The sequence below is a fragment of the Janthinobacterium violaceinigrum genome (genome assembly GCF_009208555.1).
Taxonomy (GTDB): Bacteria; Pseudomonadota; Gammaproteobacteria; order Burkholderiales; family Burkholderiaceae_D; genus Janthinobacterium; species Janthinobacterium violaceinigrum.
In genome coordinates this window covers 104,855-120,533 of sequence record NZ_WFLI01000006.1, presented here as the reverse complement: position 1 = coordinate 120,533, position 15,679 = coordinate 104,855, and the positions used below count along the sequence as shown (strand labels likewise).

The window sequence follows — 15,679 nt, the reverse complement described above, 5'->3', positions numbered from 1 at the left end:
CCACGGCGCCAGTAGCAGCCATGGCACCGGCCGAGGCGGCCATGCGCACTTCACATACAAGCACAGTAAATAAAGACATGACTCCAGCATCGACACTGCCACACAGCACTCCCCGCGTTGCCCTCGTCACGGGCGCGGCGCGCCGCATCGGCCGCGCCATCGCGCTGGGCCTGGCGCGCGACGGCTGGGATATCGCCGTCCATTACCGCGACTCGCGCGACGAGGCGCTCAGCCTGGTGGCGGAAATCGCCGCACTGGGCCGCCGCGCCCACGCCCTGCCCTGCGACCTAGCCCAGGAAGACACCGTACGCCAGCTGCTGCCGCAGGCGCAGGCGGCGCTGGGACCGGTAACTTGCATCGTCAACAACGCATCGTTGTTTGAATACGACAATGCGGGCGATTTTTCCGTCGCCGCGCTGGACGCCCACATGCACGCCAACCTGGCCGCCCCCATCCTGCTGGCGCAAGCGCTGTACCAGGCCACGCCGCCGGGAGAACAAGCCGTGGTCATCAACTTGCTGGACCAAAAACTGTACAATCTCAATCCTGATTTTTTGTCGTACACCCTGTCCAAGGCGGCGCTGCTGTCGGCGACCACCATGCTGGCCCAGGCGCTGGCGCCGAAAGTGCGCGTGGTGGGCATTGCCCCCGGCATCACCCTGGTCTCCGGCGAGCAAACGGAAGCGAACTTTACCAAGGCACATGAAAACACGCCGCTGGGACGGTCCAGCACGCCCGAGGATGTGGCCGACAGCGTCTGTTACGTGGCCCGCGCGCGCGCGCTGACGGGCACCACCCTGCTGGTCGATGGCGGCCAGCATTTGATCGGGCTGCCGCGCGACGTCATGTTTTTGACCAAATAATCAGCAGCCCTACCGCATACGCAACAAAAACGAGTATTCCAGCATTCCCTAAAAGGTAAAACTATGTCGTCCGCCCTGTCCCACCCTCGCCTGGCCGATTGCCGCCGCCTGTTCCTGCGCAATTACGAAGTCCTCATCAACATCGGTGTCTACGACTTCGAGAAAAAGGGCGAGCAGCGCGTCCTCATCAACGTCGACCTGTACATTCCCCTGGCCCTGTCGACGCCCAAGGATGACCAGCTGGAAGAAGTGGTCGATTACGACTTCATGCGCGAAACCATCGCCAAGCGCATGGCGCAAGGCCACGTGCAGCTGCAGGAAAGCCTGGTCGACGACGTGCTGGCCGCCATGCTGGCCCACCCGCGCGTGCGCGCCGCGCGCGTGTCGTCCATGAAACCGGACGTGTATCCCGACTGCGAAGGCGTGGGCGTGGAAGTATTCAAGATCAAGGATGAAGCATGAGCAACATGAACAATGCCGCGGTGATGGAACCGATGACGGCCGCCGTGGAAATCCCGGCCAATGTGGAAGCGCAGAAACTGGCGCGCAAGAAGGCGGAAAAGATCGCCCTGGAAAACAACAAGCTGCACAAGCGCCTGTGCCGCCTGGTGGGCCAGGCCATCAGCGACTTCAATATGATCGAAGACGGCGACAAGGTGATGGTGTGCCTGTCGGGCGGCAAGGACAGCTACGCGCTGCTGGACATCCTGATGACCTTGCGCGAGCGCGCGCCGATTCACTTCGATATCGTCGCCGTCAACCTGGACCAGAAGCAGCCTAACTTCCCGCCGGAAATCCTGCCCGCCTACCTGACGGAACTGGGCGTGGCTTTCCACATCGAAAACCAGGATACCTACAGCATCGTCAAGCGCCTGATTCCAGAAGGCAAGACGACCTGCTCGCTGTGCTCGCGCCTGCGCCGCGGCATCCTGTACCGCGTGGCCGACGAGCTGGGCGCCAACAAGATCGCCCTGGGCCACCACCGCGATGACATTCTTGAAACTTTCTTCCTGAATATGTTCTTCGGCGGCAAACTGAAAGGCATGCCGGCCAAGCTGCAATCGGACGACGGCAAGCACATCGTCATCCGCCCGATGGCCTACGTGAAGGAAGAAGACACGCAGCGCTATGCGGAAGTCAAGGGCTTCCCCATCATTCCATGCGACCTGTGCGGTTCGCAGGAAAACCTGCAGCGCAAGCAGATCAAGGGCCTTATGCGAGAATGGGACAAGAAATTCCCCGGCCGCGTGGAAAGCATCTTCTCGGCCCTGTCGAACGTGGCGCCATCGCACCTGATGGACCCGAAACTGTTCGGTTTCAAGGATTTGAAGGCGGACGGCGTGGCCAACCCCATGGGCGACATCGCGTTCGACGAAGAACCGTGCTCGACGCCCACCACCTTCGGCACGATCCCGCTGCAACCGCTGTAATCGGCTGATCTCAGCCCCTGTTGTTTCGCCGCCACCGCCCAGGTGGCGGCGCCCCGCCTCTTTCCCCCTCCCCTCATTTGCTGTACCGTAGGCAACTCTGCCGGTACGCGGTGTGTCACGCGCACGTCCCTGCCCGGCGGTCAGCACGCATTCTTCCGACAACCTCACTGGAATGAACCATGACGCCATCCGCGCTCAAGCGCCCCCTGCTGTTTTCCCTGCTGGCCCTCAGCCTCGCCACCGCCTTTGCCGCTCCTGCGCCCGCCCAGACCGACAGGCAGGCCGACCGCTGGGATCTGACGGCGCTGTATCCGAACGAGGCCGCGTTCGACGCGGATGCGAAAAAGCTGTCGGCCCAGCTGCAGCAGCTGGGCGCCTGCAAGGGGCAGCTGGCATCGCCGCCCCGCCTGAAAAGCTGCCTGGACCTGTACGCCGATGCGCGCAAGCGCGTCAACATGCTGTACACGTATGCGGCGCAGTATTACGACCAGGATACGGGCGACAGCAAGGGCAACCAGCTGAACCAGCGCGCCGCCCTGCTGGGCAACGAATTCACCCAGGCAAGCACCTTCCTGCAACCGGAAATCCTCGCCCTGGGCGCCAGGCGCATCGATGCCATGCTGGCCAAGGACAAGGGTTTGCAACTGTACCGCTTTCAATTGAGCAACATGTTGCGCAGCGCACCCCATACGCTGGACGCGGCGGGCGAACAGCTGGTGGCGCAATTCGGCCTGGCGACCAGCTCGGCCGCCAGCGTCTACCGCACCCTGGCCAATGCGGAAATCCCGTGGCCGACCGTCAAATTGTCGGACGGTAAAGAGGTGCGTCTCGACCAGGCGGCCTACACCAAGTATCGCGGCGACGACCAGCGCGCCGACCGCAAGCTGGTGTTCGACGCCTTTTTCGGCAAGTGGAAAGAATATGAACGCACGTTCGGCGAAACCCTGTACGGCCAGCTGAAAACGGATGCCGCGTATGCGAAGGTGCGCCGCTATGCCGACTCGCAAAGCGCCGCGCTCGACGCCGACAATTTGCCGCCGGCCGTCTACCAGACCCTGATCGCGCAAACCAATGCCAACCTGCCCACCCTGCACCGCTACTTCAAGCTGCGCGCGCGCATGCTGGGCATCCAGGACCTCGCGTATTACGACATCTATGCGCCGCTGCTGAAAAGCGACCGCAGCTTCCCGCTGGCCGACGGCAAGCGGATGATGCTCGATTCCGTCGCGCCGCTGGGTCCCGACTACGTCAAGGCCCTTGCGTCGGCCGTGGAGGCGCGCTGGATGGATGTGTATCCGCGCCCGCGCAAGGTGGCGGGCGCCTACATGAATGGCGATGCGTACGACGTGCATCCGTTCGTGCTGCTCAACTACACGGACAATTACGAAGCCGTCAGCACCCTGACGCACGAATGGGGCCACGCCATGCACTCGGTGCTGGCCAACAAGGCGCAGTCGTCGATCTATGCGCCGTACAGCATCTTTGTCGCGGAAATCGCCTCGACGACGAACGAGGCGCTGCTGCTCGACGCGCGCCTGAAGCAGGCCAAGGATGACGACGAGCGCCTGCTGTACCTGGGCGCGGCGCTGGAAAACCTGCGCGGTACCTTCTTCCGCCAGGCCATGTTCGCCGAATTCGAAGCGGCCATCCACGGCAAGGTGGACAAGGGCGAGTCGCTGACGGGCGAAGAGATCACGGCCATCTATGCCGGCATCCTCCAGCGCTACCACGGCGCAGCGCAGGGCGTCATGACCATCGATCCCGCCTACGCGCTGGAATGGGCCTACGTGCCGCATTTCTATCACGGCTTCTATGTGTTCCAGTACGCCACCTCGATCGCGGCGGCGCAGGATTTCGCGCAGCGCATCCTCGACAAGGAACCGGGCGCCCTGGCCGCCTACCTGAAGATGCTCAGCGCGGGCGGCTCAGCCTACCCGTATGAGCTGGTGAAGGCGGCAGGCGTCGACCTGGCCTCGCCGAAACCGTATCAGGCGCTGGTGGCGCGCATGAACGGCATCATGGACCAGATCGAGGCGATTGAAACGAAGCGGGGGAAGTAAGCTTTAGCAAACCCCAAGCGAAGGCTGGGGTCAGACCCCCTCGACTGTTAGCGCAAGCCTCTGTGTTAGCGGTGTTGAGGGTCTGACCCCGAAGTTTCAGCCGCCGCAAACGCGGCCGCATCGCTCTCGAACATGTCTTCCAGCTCCTCGCGCGCCTGGCGCGTGAGCGACATGACTTTTTGCTGGTCCTGGAAGTGCGGCGCCACTTCCAGCAGGGTTTTCAGGTTATGCCGGCCAAAGATGCCGGCCGCGCGCTGCGCCCGCTCCGCGCTGTAGCCCACCTGCTGCAAGGTCTGCTCGCCCAGCAGCAAGGCGGCGGCGAAGGTCTCGCGTTCGATCAGGGTCACGCCCCGCTTCATCAATTCATAGTAATGCGTGACGTTGCGCGCGCGCGCCAGGATCGTCAGTTCGGGCAGGCGCAGGCGCACGGCGTCGACCAGGGCCAGGCTGTCGTCCACATTGTCGATGGCGATCACCAGCGCCTTCGCTTTCTCGATGCCGGCCGCCACCAGCAGATCCACGCGCGTGGCGTCGCCATAAAACACCTTGAAGCCGAACTTGCGCAGCAGGTCGATCTGGTCCGGGTCGTGGTCCAGCACCGTCACGCCGATCTTGTTCGCCGCCAGCAGGCGGCCGATGATCTGGCCGAAGCGGCCAAAGCCGGCGATGACGATGGGATTGTCCTGCGCCTCGATATGGTCGTCGGGGCGGCGCTTCTTGTCGCCTTGCAGGCGCGGCGCGACGAATTTATCGTGCAACAGCAGCAGCAAGGGCGTGGCCACCATCGACAGGGTCACCACCACGACCAGCAGCGCGGCCGTTTCCGGCGCAAACACATGCGCGGCTTCGGCGGCGGCAAACACGACGAAGGCGAACTCCCCGCCTTGCGACAGCAACAGCGCGAAGAACAGCTGCTGGCCGCGGGGAATGTCGAAAAACTTCGACAGCACATACAGCAAGGCGATCTTGACCGCCAGCAGGCCCGCCACCAGGGCCAGGATCAGCAGCGGCTGGGCGCGCAGCACGCCGAAATCGACGGACATGCCCACGGCGATGAAAAACAGGCCCAGCAACAGTCCCTTGAACGGTTCCAGGTCGCTGATCAGCTCATGCCGGTATTCGGAATCGGCCAGCAGCACGCCCGCCATGAAGGTGCCCAGCGCCATCGACAGGCCCACCGACTCCATCAGCACGCAGATGGCGATCACCAGCAGCAGGGCAAAAGCCGTGAAGATTTCGCGCAAGTCCGTCTTCGCGATGAAGCGCAGGATGGGGTTGACGAGAAAGCGTCCGCCCACCACGAGGGCGGCCAGCACGGCGGCCAGCTTGGCCACGCGCAGCCAGCCCGGCTCGCCGCTATGCGTGACCAGGCCGCCCAGCAGCGGCACCAGCGCGATCATGGGAATGGCGGCGATATCCTGGAACAGCAAGATGGAAAAGCCGGCGGAACCGGCCGGAGTACTCATCAGCTTGCGTTCGCCCAGGGTGGCCAGCACGATGGCCGTCGACGACAGCGACAGCCCCAATGCGCCCACCAGCGCCGTGCGCCAGTCCACGCCAAACGCCATGGCCACGGCGCACAGTCCCGCGCTGACGACGCCCACCTGCGCCCCGCCCCAGCCGAAAATGGGGCGGCGCAGCAGCCACAAGCGCTTCGGCTCCAGCTCCAGGCCAATCAGAAACAGCAGCAGCACCACGCCGAATTCGGAAAAGCTGAGGATCACCTCGACATTCTTGATCAGGCCCAGGCCCCAGGGACCGATGACGACGCCGGCCACCAGGTAACCCAGCACGGCCCCCATGCCCAGGCGCTTGGCCAGCGGCACCATGATGATGGCGGCCACCAGGTAAAACAGTATGTTGATGAGAAAGCTGTGGTGTTCCATGCGGATTCCGGAAAAACGTGATTGGAATCGCAATCATGCCTGAAGTGGCGCGCTGGCGGGGTATCAGGGTTGTGGCGCATCGATACGCGTGCGTAGTTCGTCGACATTCACGCGCTGGAGGTAGCTTTCGATATTCTTCCACACGGCGTGGTAGCCGTAGCCGCCATTTTTCAGCTCGTCGATCGCCTTCTCGCGCGGCCAGCCCTGGTACAGCATGCGGTACATGGCGGCCATCATGCCCGTGCGGTCGGCGCCGTGCAGGCAATGCAGCAGCACGGGGCCCTGCTGTCCGGCGGCGCGGATGGCACGCATGGTGTCGATCACATGGCGGTCGCGGATGGCCCAGGTATTGATGGGGATGCGGACGGCGCGGATGCCGCTGCCTTCCAGCACCTGCGTATCGGAGTGGAAGGAGCGCAGGCTGATCACCGTCTTCACGCCCAACGCCTGCAACTGGGCCACGTCGGCGCTATCCAGCCTGGCGCTGCGGTACAGGACGGGCGTGACCTGGTGCAGGTTCGACACCTGCGGCAGCGGCGTGGCCCAGTCCGGATGGCGTGGCGGCGAAGGTTGCGCCCCGGCCGGCGCGGCGGCCAGCCCCAGGGCGAGGGTCAACAGTATGACATGCAGCATCATGGTTTCCTGGTTATTGAAGAACGGCGCCGGCGCGCAGCACCTGCGCCAGCACGTCCAGGGCGGCGCGCGGGCGGCCCAGGGCCAGCGCCTTTGCGCGCATCGATTGCAACTGCTCGGGATGCTCGAGCAACAGGCGCACCCGGTATTCCAGGGTGACGGCATCGAATGCCTTCAGGGCCACGCCCTGCTCCAGCAGATAGTCGGCATTGCGCTCTTCCTGCCCGGGAATCGGCGAGTTGACGATCATCGGTAAGCCCAGCGCCAGGCATTCCGACGTGGTCAGCCCGCCCGGCTTGGTGATCACCAGGTCGGCGCACGCCATCAGACGCTCGACTTCGCCGGTAAAGCCTTGCGCCAGCAGGCGGCCCGGATACTGGTCGGCCAGTGCCTGCAGCGCCGCCAGCGCGGCCGCGTTTTTCCCCGCCAGCGCGATCAGCTGGAAGTCGCCCGGCAACGCCAGCAGGCGCGCGGCGACCGTTTCAAGGCTGCCGAGGCCAGCCCCGCCGCCCATCAGCAGGATCGTCGTGCGCCGCGGGTCCAGGCCACACGCCTGCGCGCACTGCACGCGGTCGGGCGCCTGCGCGAACGCGGGCATGACGGGGATGCCCGTCACGTGGATGCGGTCGGCTGGGATGCCTTCATGGCGCATGCGGAACGCCACTTCGTCGGTGGCGGCGAAATAGCCCTGCATCTGCTCGTGCACCCACATGCGGTGCAAGTCGAAATCGGTGACCTGCACCCACACGGGGCAAGCCAGCTGTTGCTGGCGCAGGGCGCGCGACAGCAGTTCGGCCGGCAGGAAATGCGTGCAGATGATGGCGTCGGGCTGGAAGGCGGCGATCCGCGCCATCAGCGCGCGCGTGTTGAGGCGCTCGACGGCGCGGCGCAGGCGCTGCATCGAGCTGTCGCGCGGCGCATCGTGGGTGGCGTGATACAGATAGCCCCACAGCGCGGGCGCCTTGTTGACCAGCTTGATATACAAATCCGTGTACAGCTTGCGGAAAGCGGGCGTAACGAACTCCATCACGTCGAGATGCAGGGCCAGCGCCGCTGGGCCGCCGCCATCGCGCGCCGCATACGCCTCGATGGCTTGCGCCGCACGCATGTGGCCGGCGCCGGCCGAGACACTCAGGAGAAGAATTTTTTGTGTCATGAAAAACCGATGCGTGAACAGGTTGCGCGCGGACGCGGAAGATGCATTGGCAGGATAACATCGCTGCAAGCTGGCCGGTTTGATCTGGCCACGTGCGCGCTAGCCAATGACGGGGACGGGCAAGGCAGACACTTTCCAGCTGCCTTTGAGCTTGCGTTCCATCAAGGCCGGCAAGGCACTGGCGTCAGGCGCGCCTTTTTTCGTGAACTTCACCGGCACCAGCAGATAGATGGTGACCTTGTCATCGTCGGCAATGTCCTCCTCCGGCTCCAGATTCCAGCGCTTGTCGATGGCCAGCAGCGCGTCGACGCCATCCGGCCAGGCCAGGTCCGCCAGGTGCGGGTCGTCGCGCCGCAACAGCTCGCCCGCCGCCAGGCTGGCCTGGTCGAGCGTGCGCCGTCCCAGGCGTGCCAGCAGCGCCACCGGAAAGCGCCAGGGGCTGTGCTGCGCGAAGCCGTGGACCGTCAGCGGCCAGCGGCCAGGCAGGCAGATGGCCAGTTCGGTCATCGGGGATTGCTGGAACAGGCCAGCCGTAAACAACAACTTGAAATCGCTCTTGCCGCCGATGCAGCTGGTCCCCAGCGAAAAGCGCGCGTCGCCGCTGTCCGGGCTGAACACGGCCGGCAATACCCAGCCGGCGCTGTTGTGCATGAAGGTGCGGATCGATTCCTGCGGCGAGGCGGCCGCCTGCTGCGGCACGTCGAGTATGCTGACGCCGCCGGCGGCAGCGAGCAATTGGGCGATCGCGGGAAAACCCCAGCCGGTGGCGATATCGACCGGCGCCTGGTTCCAGCGCGTATGCAGGCGGTTCGGATTGGCGCCCCACTGCAGCAGCATTGCCACCACGTCCTGGTGGCCGCCCACGCAGGCGCTGTCCAGCGGCGACAGTATATTGTCCGGCAAGCCGTCGACGGCAGCACCCTGCTCGAGCAGCCAGCGGCAGGTATCCAGATGGCCATGGCTTGCCGCCGCGTCCAGCGGCGTATGGTTGCGGTAGCCGGGCAAGGGCAGGTCGATGTCCAGGCCCAGCGACACTAGCAGGACGCAGACGTCGCGGCTGCCGCCGGCCGCGGCCAGATGCAGCAGCGATTCGCCGTCATCCATGTTGTAGCGGCGCAAGGTCAACAGCAGCGGTGTGGCCTCGAGCAGGCTGCGCACCTGTTCCACCTGATTTTCGCCGACGGCGTCGCAGAGGCGAAAAAACGTCTCGCGGTGCTGGTTATACAGTGTCTTGTTGCCCATCGCTGGTCTCTGCTCGTGGTGGCGGCGCCATCATCGAGCGGAGAATAACATTTTCTTTCAATTAATCTGCCTGTTTTGGCAACTCCGGTGCGCGCGCCCGCGGTGCGGCAAGAGCGGCCGGCGCGACGTCCGTGCGCAACACCGGATACAGGTTCAGGCGCTCATCCCACGAAGCGTGGCGGCGGGCGAAGAATTCCAGGCGCGCGGCCGGGCTGGCGGCAAACGCGGGATCGCTGGCCAGCTTCTGGTGAAACTGCGCGGCCAGCGCCGGGTCGGCCGCCAGCTGCGCGCGCGCCACGTCTTCGGCCACATATTCCTCCATGTATTCCTTGCGCTCGAAGGCCGTATTGAAACTGCCCCAGGCCAGCAGGGAATCGGGCGCGCGCGGCTCCAGCATGGCCACGACCAGGCGTGCCTTGGCCTGGTTGACGGGCACGTACAGCGCGCCTGCGCCGACCTCGCGTTCCTCGTGCTGCCACTCGCCCTGCACGCTTGCCGTCTGGCGCCCTTCGAACGACTGCGCGCCGAATTTCACCGTCGTGGCGCGGAAGGCTTCGACCGGCAGCTTGCCGGATGCGCCAGCCAGTACTTGGTACGCCACGCCATGCTGGCGCAGCTTGGCCGCCACCATCTGCGCCTGCGCGGCGGGCACCAGGTAGCCGGCCTTCGGCGCGGCCAGCTGCAGGTCGGGCACGATCTCGTCGCGCAGGGGCACGTTCCAGATCTGCGGCGTGGTTTCATCGTAGCGCGTCATCAGCGCGCCCGACACCTCGGATGGCGTGCGCGTGTAGGCGTAGCCGCGAAACGCGATCATGCGGCTCTTGTCCGTCGTCTTGTAGGTCAGCGGCAAGGTGGTGCCGGCCAGCTGCGTTGCGCGCTGGTCCGCCTCGAGCGCCGTCTGCCGCCACTGCGCGCCATGCTGCGCCACTTGCGACAGCAGCGAGACGATGGTGTTGCGGGTGATGCGCACGCGGGTCGGATAGTCTTTCCACGAATGGGTTTCCACCAGCATGCCGAAGCGGTTGCGCAGCTGGAAATAGCCGTGCGAAAAGCGCGGGTTCGGCGCCGAATCGACAAAGCCCGATTGCGGATTGTCGTTTTCGGCAAACGACATGTAGAACGGCTTCGGGTCCGATCCCTGGCTGGCCAGGTCGGCCAGCACCTGGTCGCGCAAGGCCGTGCCGGCCACGCGCAGGGCCGCGTCGCCCGCATGCACAGGTTCGACCTGGATCGAGATGTCCGGTTCGAACTGGGCGCCGTCGGTGACGTGCAGGTCGACATACACCAGCGGATCCCAGGCATTGACCAGCGCCAGCATGTGCTGCATCTCGGGCGTATCGGCCTTCATGTATTCGCGGTTCAGGTTGTAGTTTTGCGCCGTGCTGCGCCATCCCATCTCCACGGGACCGCGCTGGTTCGGACGGTTCCACCGGCCGAAGCGTTCATGGCCATCGACGTTGAAGACGGGGACGAACAGCAGCACCTGCTTGTCCAGCGCGCCGGGCGCCGCCTTGCCTTCCAGTGCTTCGCGCAAGGCCAGGAAGCCCGCATCCTTGCCATCGATCTCGCCCGCATGGATACCGCCCTGCACCAGCAGCACGGGCAGCTTGCGGCGCGCCGCTTCGGCCGGCGTCAGCGCGCCCGTATTCGTCACGGCCAGCGCCAGCATGGGGCGGTTTTCCGGCGTGCGGCCGAACTCCACGCAGCGCACCTGCTTCGGATAGCGCGCCTGGAACTGCCGGCACAAGGCTTCCACTTCCGCGTAGCGGCCCGTCTGCAGGAAAGCGGAGCGCTCGGCCACCGTCGTCAGGGCGGGTGCGGCTTGCGCGCTGGCGGCAAACACGGTGAACAGGGCGGTGGACAGCAGGGCGTGGCGTAGCATGGGTCAGACTCCATCGAGAGAGGACAAGCGGGCAATTATAGAGGGGCGGTCCGATAAAGAACGCGCCGGAAAATAAAAAAGCCGGAACAGCAGATGCTGTTCCGGCTGGATGCGGCCAGTACGAATTACGAACCAAAGTGGTAGTTAAACTCGATCCATCCCTGGCGGCCTTGCGGGCTGTAATTGCCGATCGGGTAGTACGGCCAGCCGTTGCTGGTGTCGCGCTTGATCTTGTCGAACACGTTGTTGACGATCAGCGAGACGGTGGCGCGGTCGTTGATGCGGTAGACGCTGCTGATATTGGCCAGCGCCGTCGGCGTCAGGTAGGCCTTGCCGGCGGCATTCGGCACCTTGCCGTAGCGGCTCACCAGCAAGGTATTCGACCAGGCGCCCGCGCCCCAGTTGACGCTCAGGTTCAGCTTGTCCGGCCAATCCATGTTCGTCATCGACTTGGTTTCATCGGTCTCTGCGTCACCGGCGAATTGCTGCGATTTCTTGCTCAGCACCCGGGCGTAGTTGGCCTTGAAGGCAAAGCGGCCATAGTCCGTCGTGCGCAGCAAATACTTCAGGCTGATATCGATGCCGCTGCTGCTTTGCTTGGCCGCGTTGATCGGATTGACGGTGATGGTCTTGATCTCGCCGGCCTTGTTCAAGGCATTGGCCGCGTAGCGCTCGATGCGGCCCAAGGTGTCGATACAGGTCGGCGAGCCGATGTCGGCCTTGCCCAGGCGGCAATCGGATTCATCGCGCAGCAGCTTGTCGGCGCTCAGGTTCGTCACCAGGTCGTCGATCTTGATGTTCCAGTAATCGACCGACACGTCGAAATTGGAACTCGGCGACCAGACGGCGCCCACGCCGAACGACTTGCCCTTCTCCGACTGCAGGTCCTTGCTGCCGTTCTGCACGTAATCGGCGCCCGGCGCCTTGTTGGCGAATTCGCAGCCGTCGATGGCCTTGCCCGCGGCGTCGCAACGGTAATAGTCGGTGGTGCTCGAATAATAGCCCTTGCCGCGTGCCTGGTAGATGTAGTTCATGTCCGGCGCGCGGAAGCTGGTGGCGTAGTTGGCGCGGAACAGCAGATCCGGCGCCGGGCGCAATTCCAGGCCGCCGTTGTAAGTGAACTTGCCTTCCTTGCGGCCGGCAAAGCTGTAGCGGTCATAGCGGCCAGCGACGGTGCCGGTCAGCTTTTCATGCAGCGGCAAGTTCAATTCCGCTCCCAGCGCATAGCGCGAACGGGTGCCGGCGGTGGTGCCCGAACCGGTGGCGAGGTTGAAATAGCCTGCGTCGATGCGCGCGTCGGGTTCGTTGCTGAAGCCCTGCTTGCTCGCTTCGGCTATCGTGGCGATCTTCGCCGTGCCGGCAGGCAGCTGGAACAGGTCGCCATTCGTGGCCAGGCTCAGCGTATTCGTCCACGCCTTGTCCTTGCTGACACTGTAGCCGCTGATGCTGTCGAATTCGGCCGGCGTCAGGCGCTGCGCCAGGCGCGCGGGGTCCGGCGCGTAGATGGCCACGCCATTTGCGTCCGTGCCCAGCTTCGGTCCCAGGAAGAAGCTGTCGATGTTCGAGCGCAGCTGCGGCCTGCGCCCTTCGCTCTTGTAGACCGACGCGTTGTAGTTGGCCTCGTACTGCCAGGCGCTGCCCGGAATGCGGCCCTTGGCGCCCAGCGAGATGGCGGTCGCCAGGTCGTCCCAGCTGCGGTTGTAGCGCTGCACGCCGCCGATTTCCTCGGGCGAGATAAAGCGCGTCCACTCTTCGTAGGCGCCGCTGTTCTGGTTCAGGAAGGAATTGCCGCTCAGCGAGGCCGAGGTCCACGACGGGCCGCGCGTATTGTTGACGGTCTTGTTTTTGCCGATCAGGACGTCGGCAAACAGCGTGGTGTCGGCATCGAGCTCGTAATTGGCGCTGCCGAACACGTTCTGGCTCTGGTTCTTGGTCTGCGTGGTCCAGAAGGTGGGACGGGCTTTCGGACTGGCGCAATAGCTGCCATTCGACGCCGTGTACTTGCTCACGCTGCCGCCGAACATGTCGCCGAACTGGTTGCAGGTATCGCCCAGGTCGACATAGCTGCCGGCCTTGCCCTTCATCAGGGTGCGGCGCGCGGCCACCGTGGTCGGCACGCCGGAGCGGCTGGTCATGAAGTCGCGCTCCATGCTCCACAACGGGTCGCGCTGGCTCAGTTCCACGCTGAACAGGGTGTGCAGCTTGTCGAAATTGCCGCCGCCCGTCAGCTGCACGCGCTGGTTGCCGGCGCCGCCGCGCGAAGTGCCGCCGACCTTGACGTTGATGTCGAAGCCTTCCGTCTGTTTTTTCAGGATCACGTTGACCACGCCGGCGATCGCGTCCGAGCCGTAGATGGCCGAGGCGCCGCCGTTGAGGATCTCGATGCGCTCGACGATGCTCGACGGGATGTTCGCCAGGTTGGTGAAGTTGACGGCGCCATCATAGGCAATGGGGAAGTCGGCCAGGCGGCGGCCGTTCAGCAGGATCAGCGTATGGTTCGGCCCCAGGCCGCGCAGGCTGATGGTATTGGCCGACGGCGTAAAGGTGTTGCCGTAGTCTTCGCCCTGCGTGAAGCCGCTGTTCTGCACCTGGTTGGTCAGCGCGTCGAAGACGTTCTTGTAGCCCTGCTTGGTGATTTCATCGCCGGTCAGGATGGTGACGGAAGACGGGCCTTCCAGGCTGGCGCGGGGAATGCGCGAACCGGTGACCACGACGGCTGGCGGGATGGCCGCTGCCTGCTGATCCGCTGCGGGCGCTTGCGTTTGCGCGTGCGCCTGCCATGCGGTGCCGCCCAGGATGGCCAGTACGCCAAGGCTGAGCGGTGTTAACTTGAACTGTTTCGACATCGTTGCGCGTTTCGAGGTGGAGAAAGGCCGCAAGATAGCAAAATGCCAGTCGTTCCAGAACGAATGGATTCATCTTTCTATATATCAAAATTGTTATATAGAAAGATTTGTGGGCAGAAAAACGTCAACCGCCATGGAGTAGCCATGGCAGAAGCATGCGCTTTAAGGCCGCATGATGGCAATTTCCTTGTAGGCTGGACGCAGCAGGCGCATGGCCGTGTCGGCCGGACTCTCCGACGAACTCAGCAGCCGGGTCGCGCCCATGGCCGGGGCACAGCTGCCGCTGCTGCGGTAGCGCAGCGCCGCCGCCAGCATGCCTTCTGCCGCGTCGCCCAGCTGATGCTGGTAATCATCGGCCACGTCGCACGTGGGCGCCATGCCATCGGCAAAGTCGCCAAAGCCCTTGGCATTGACGCCCTGGAACTGCACGGCGAAATAGGTGGTCCCGCAATTGGGCGCAGGATAAAAGCCGTAAGGCTTGCCGCACGTCGTGCCGCCGATCAGGTTGACCTGCACATCGACGCCGCGCAAGCCGTTGATGATGGCTTCGCTGGCCGAACAGGTATTGCCCGTTGTCAGCAAGGTCACGCGCTTGAGGCCCAGCGATGGCAGCGGCGTGCCCTTGGCCAGGGGATTGGGCGCGGGAAAGCCCTGGCTTTGCGCATGGAAGGGCACGGGCGCTTCCGGCTTGGTCTTGTCATTGAAGACCACCTGCTCGAAGGTCTTGCCGGTGGTCACTTGCGGACCGGCGATCATGTAGGCCAGCTCGCTGGCGACATCGAGGTAACCGCCGCCGTTGTAGCGCACGTCGAGCACCAGGTCGCTGATGCCCGCCGCCTGGAAGCGGCGCATGGTCTCGACCAGCTGGCGTTCGGCCACGTTGTTGTGCGTATTGAAGGTCAGATAGCCCACCTTGCCCGTGGGCGTATCGATGATGCGCTCGTTCTGCACGGCGCTGGTGTTCACGCTGACTGCCGTCAGGCTCACCGACATGGGCGCCCCACCGCGGCTGAATACCAGCGAGTGCGTGCCCTGCGCCTGCGGGAACAGGCCCGCGTTGAGGATGGCCACGCTGGACGCGTCGGGGGCATTGACGAAATCGACGCCATCGACGGTTAGCAGCACGTCGCCCCGCTGCAAGCCCGCCAGCGCCGCCGGCGAACCCGGTTCCACTATCGAGATCACCGCCCTGCGCGGCGGCGTGTTGCGCGTCATGGCCAGCAGCATGCCGTAACCGAGTTCCACGCCGTTGAGCGAAGCTTCCCATTCGGCCGTCGTATACGTGAAATGGAACTGGTCCTTGGGCTTGCCGGACGCCGTCGTGGCCGTCGTCTTCAGCACGTTGAAATACGCGATGGGCGTGGCAAAGCTTTGCGGCAGATACGTGGTCGGCACTTCGCGGTACCACAGATACGTTTCATCGATCCAGCTGCGCACCCACATCTGCTCATTGAGCAGGGTACCGGGCTTGTCGATGCTGCTGCCGCTGCGCGGCGCCTCGCACCGGTTCGCGACCGTGGAGGATGCGACCAGCGCCGTAGAATCGGGCGGCGTGACAGGCGGGACGACGGGCGCACTGTCGCTGCCGCCTCCGCCGCAGGCACTCAACAGCAAGATCAAAGGAAGGGCAAGGGGAACCGCCAGGGTGGAAAAGCGCAGGGAACGCATGGCAAACTTTCCG

11 protein-coding genes are annotated in these 15,679 nt (G+C 64.4%); 4 read left to right on the top strand and 7 right to left on the bottom strand.

The window, feature by feature from the left end:
- The first annotated feature begins 77 nt into the window (after nucleotides 1–77).
- The 4 genes from GCN75_RS07325 to pepF all read left to right on the top strand — a co-directional run bounded on the left by GCN75_RS07325 (nucleotide 78) and on the right by pepF (nucleotide 4,353).
- On the top strand, nucleotides 78–863 hold the full coding sequence (locus GCN75_RS07325) for an SDR family oxidoreductase (RefSeq protein WP_152282010.1): 786 nt from the start codon (nucleotides 78–80) through the stop codon (nucleotides 861–863).
- 63 nt (nucleotides 864–926) lie between these two features.
- Nucleotides 927–1,325: a dihydroneopterin aldolase gene (locus tag GCN75_RS07320; protein ID WP_046682033.1), complete on the top strand. Its 399-nt coding sequence runs from the start codon at nucleotides 927–929 to the stop codon at nucleotides 1,323–1,325.
- A 32-nt stretch (nucleotides 1,326–1,357) separates the two neighbouring features.
- Nucleotides 1,358–2,293 (top strand): tRNA 2-thiocytidine(32) synthetase TtcA, encoded by a 936-nt coding sequence (gene ttcA, locus GCN75_RS07315; protein WP_152282067.1) that lies wholly within the window; start codon nucleotides 1,358–1,360, stop codon nucleotides 2,291–2,293.
- 179 nt (nucleotides 2,294–2,472) lie between these two features.
- A complete protein-coding gene (gene pepF / locus GCN75_RS07310) occupies nucleotides 2,473–4,353 on the top strand; it encodes an oligoendopeptidase F (RefSeq protein ID WP_152282009.1) in 1,881 nt (626 codons plus the stop codon).
- A 65-nt stretch (nucleotides 4,354–4,418) separates the two neighbouring features.
- Here pepF and kefC read toward each other — a convergent pair whose 3' ends face one another.
- The 7 genes from kefC to GCN75_RS07275 form a co-directional block, all read right to left on the bottom strand.
- The gene (gene kefC, locus GCN75_RS07305; protein WP_152282008.1) at nucleotides 4,419–6,239 is read right to left on the bottom strand and encodes a glutathione-regulated potassium-efflux system protein KefC; all 1,821 of its coding nucleotides are present in this window, start codon (nucleotides 6,237–6,239) and stop codon (nucleotides 4,419–4,421) included.
- Nucleotides 6,240–6,302: 63 nt separating this feature from the next.
- Nucleotides 6,303–6,875 carry a dual specificity protein phosphatase family protein gene (locus tag GCN75_RS07300; protein WP_152282007.1) on the bottom strand — a complete coding sequence of 191 codons (573 nt, stop codon included), beginning with the start codon at nucleotides 6,873–6,875 and terminating at the stop codon, nucleotides 6,303–6,305.
- Nucleotides 6,876–6,885: 10 nt separating this feature from the next.
- Nucleotides 6,886–8,028, bottom strand: coding sequence for an MGDG synthase family glycosyltransferase (locus GCN75_RS07295; RefSeq protein WP_226941181.1), 1,143 nt, complete (start codon nucleotides 8,026–8,028; stop codon nucleotides 6,886–6,888).
- A 99-nt stretch (nucleotides 8,029–8,127) separates the two neighbouring features.
- A complete protein-coding gene (locus tag GCN75_RS07290; RefSeq protein WP_152282006.1) occupies nucleotides 8,128–9,270 on the bottom strand; it encodes an ankyrin repeat domain-containing protein in 1,143 nt (380 codons plus the stop codon).
- A 61-nt stretch (nucleotides 9,271–9,331) separates the two neighbouring features.
- Entirely contained in the window at nucleotides 9,332–11,152 is a 1,821-nt protein-coding gene (locus tag GCN75_RS07285; protein ID WP_152282005.1) for a M14 family metallopeptidase, read from the bottom strand.
- A gap of 125 nt (nucleotides 11,153–11,277) precedes the next feature.
- Entirely contained in the window at nucleotides 11,278–13,998 is a 2,721-nt protein-coding gene (locus GCN75_RS07280; protein ID WP_152282004.1) for a TonB-dependent receptor plug domain-containing protein, read from the bottom strand.
- A 162-nt stretch (nucleotides 13,999–14,160) separates the two neighbouring features.
- Nucleotides 14,161–15,666, bottom strand: coding sequence for a S41 family peptidase (locus GCN75_RS07275; RefSeq protein WP_152282003.1), 1,506 nt, complete (start codon nucleotides 15,664–15,666; stop codon nucleotides 14,161–14,163).
- Nucleotides 15,667–15,679 lie beyond the last annotated feature (13 nt).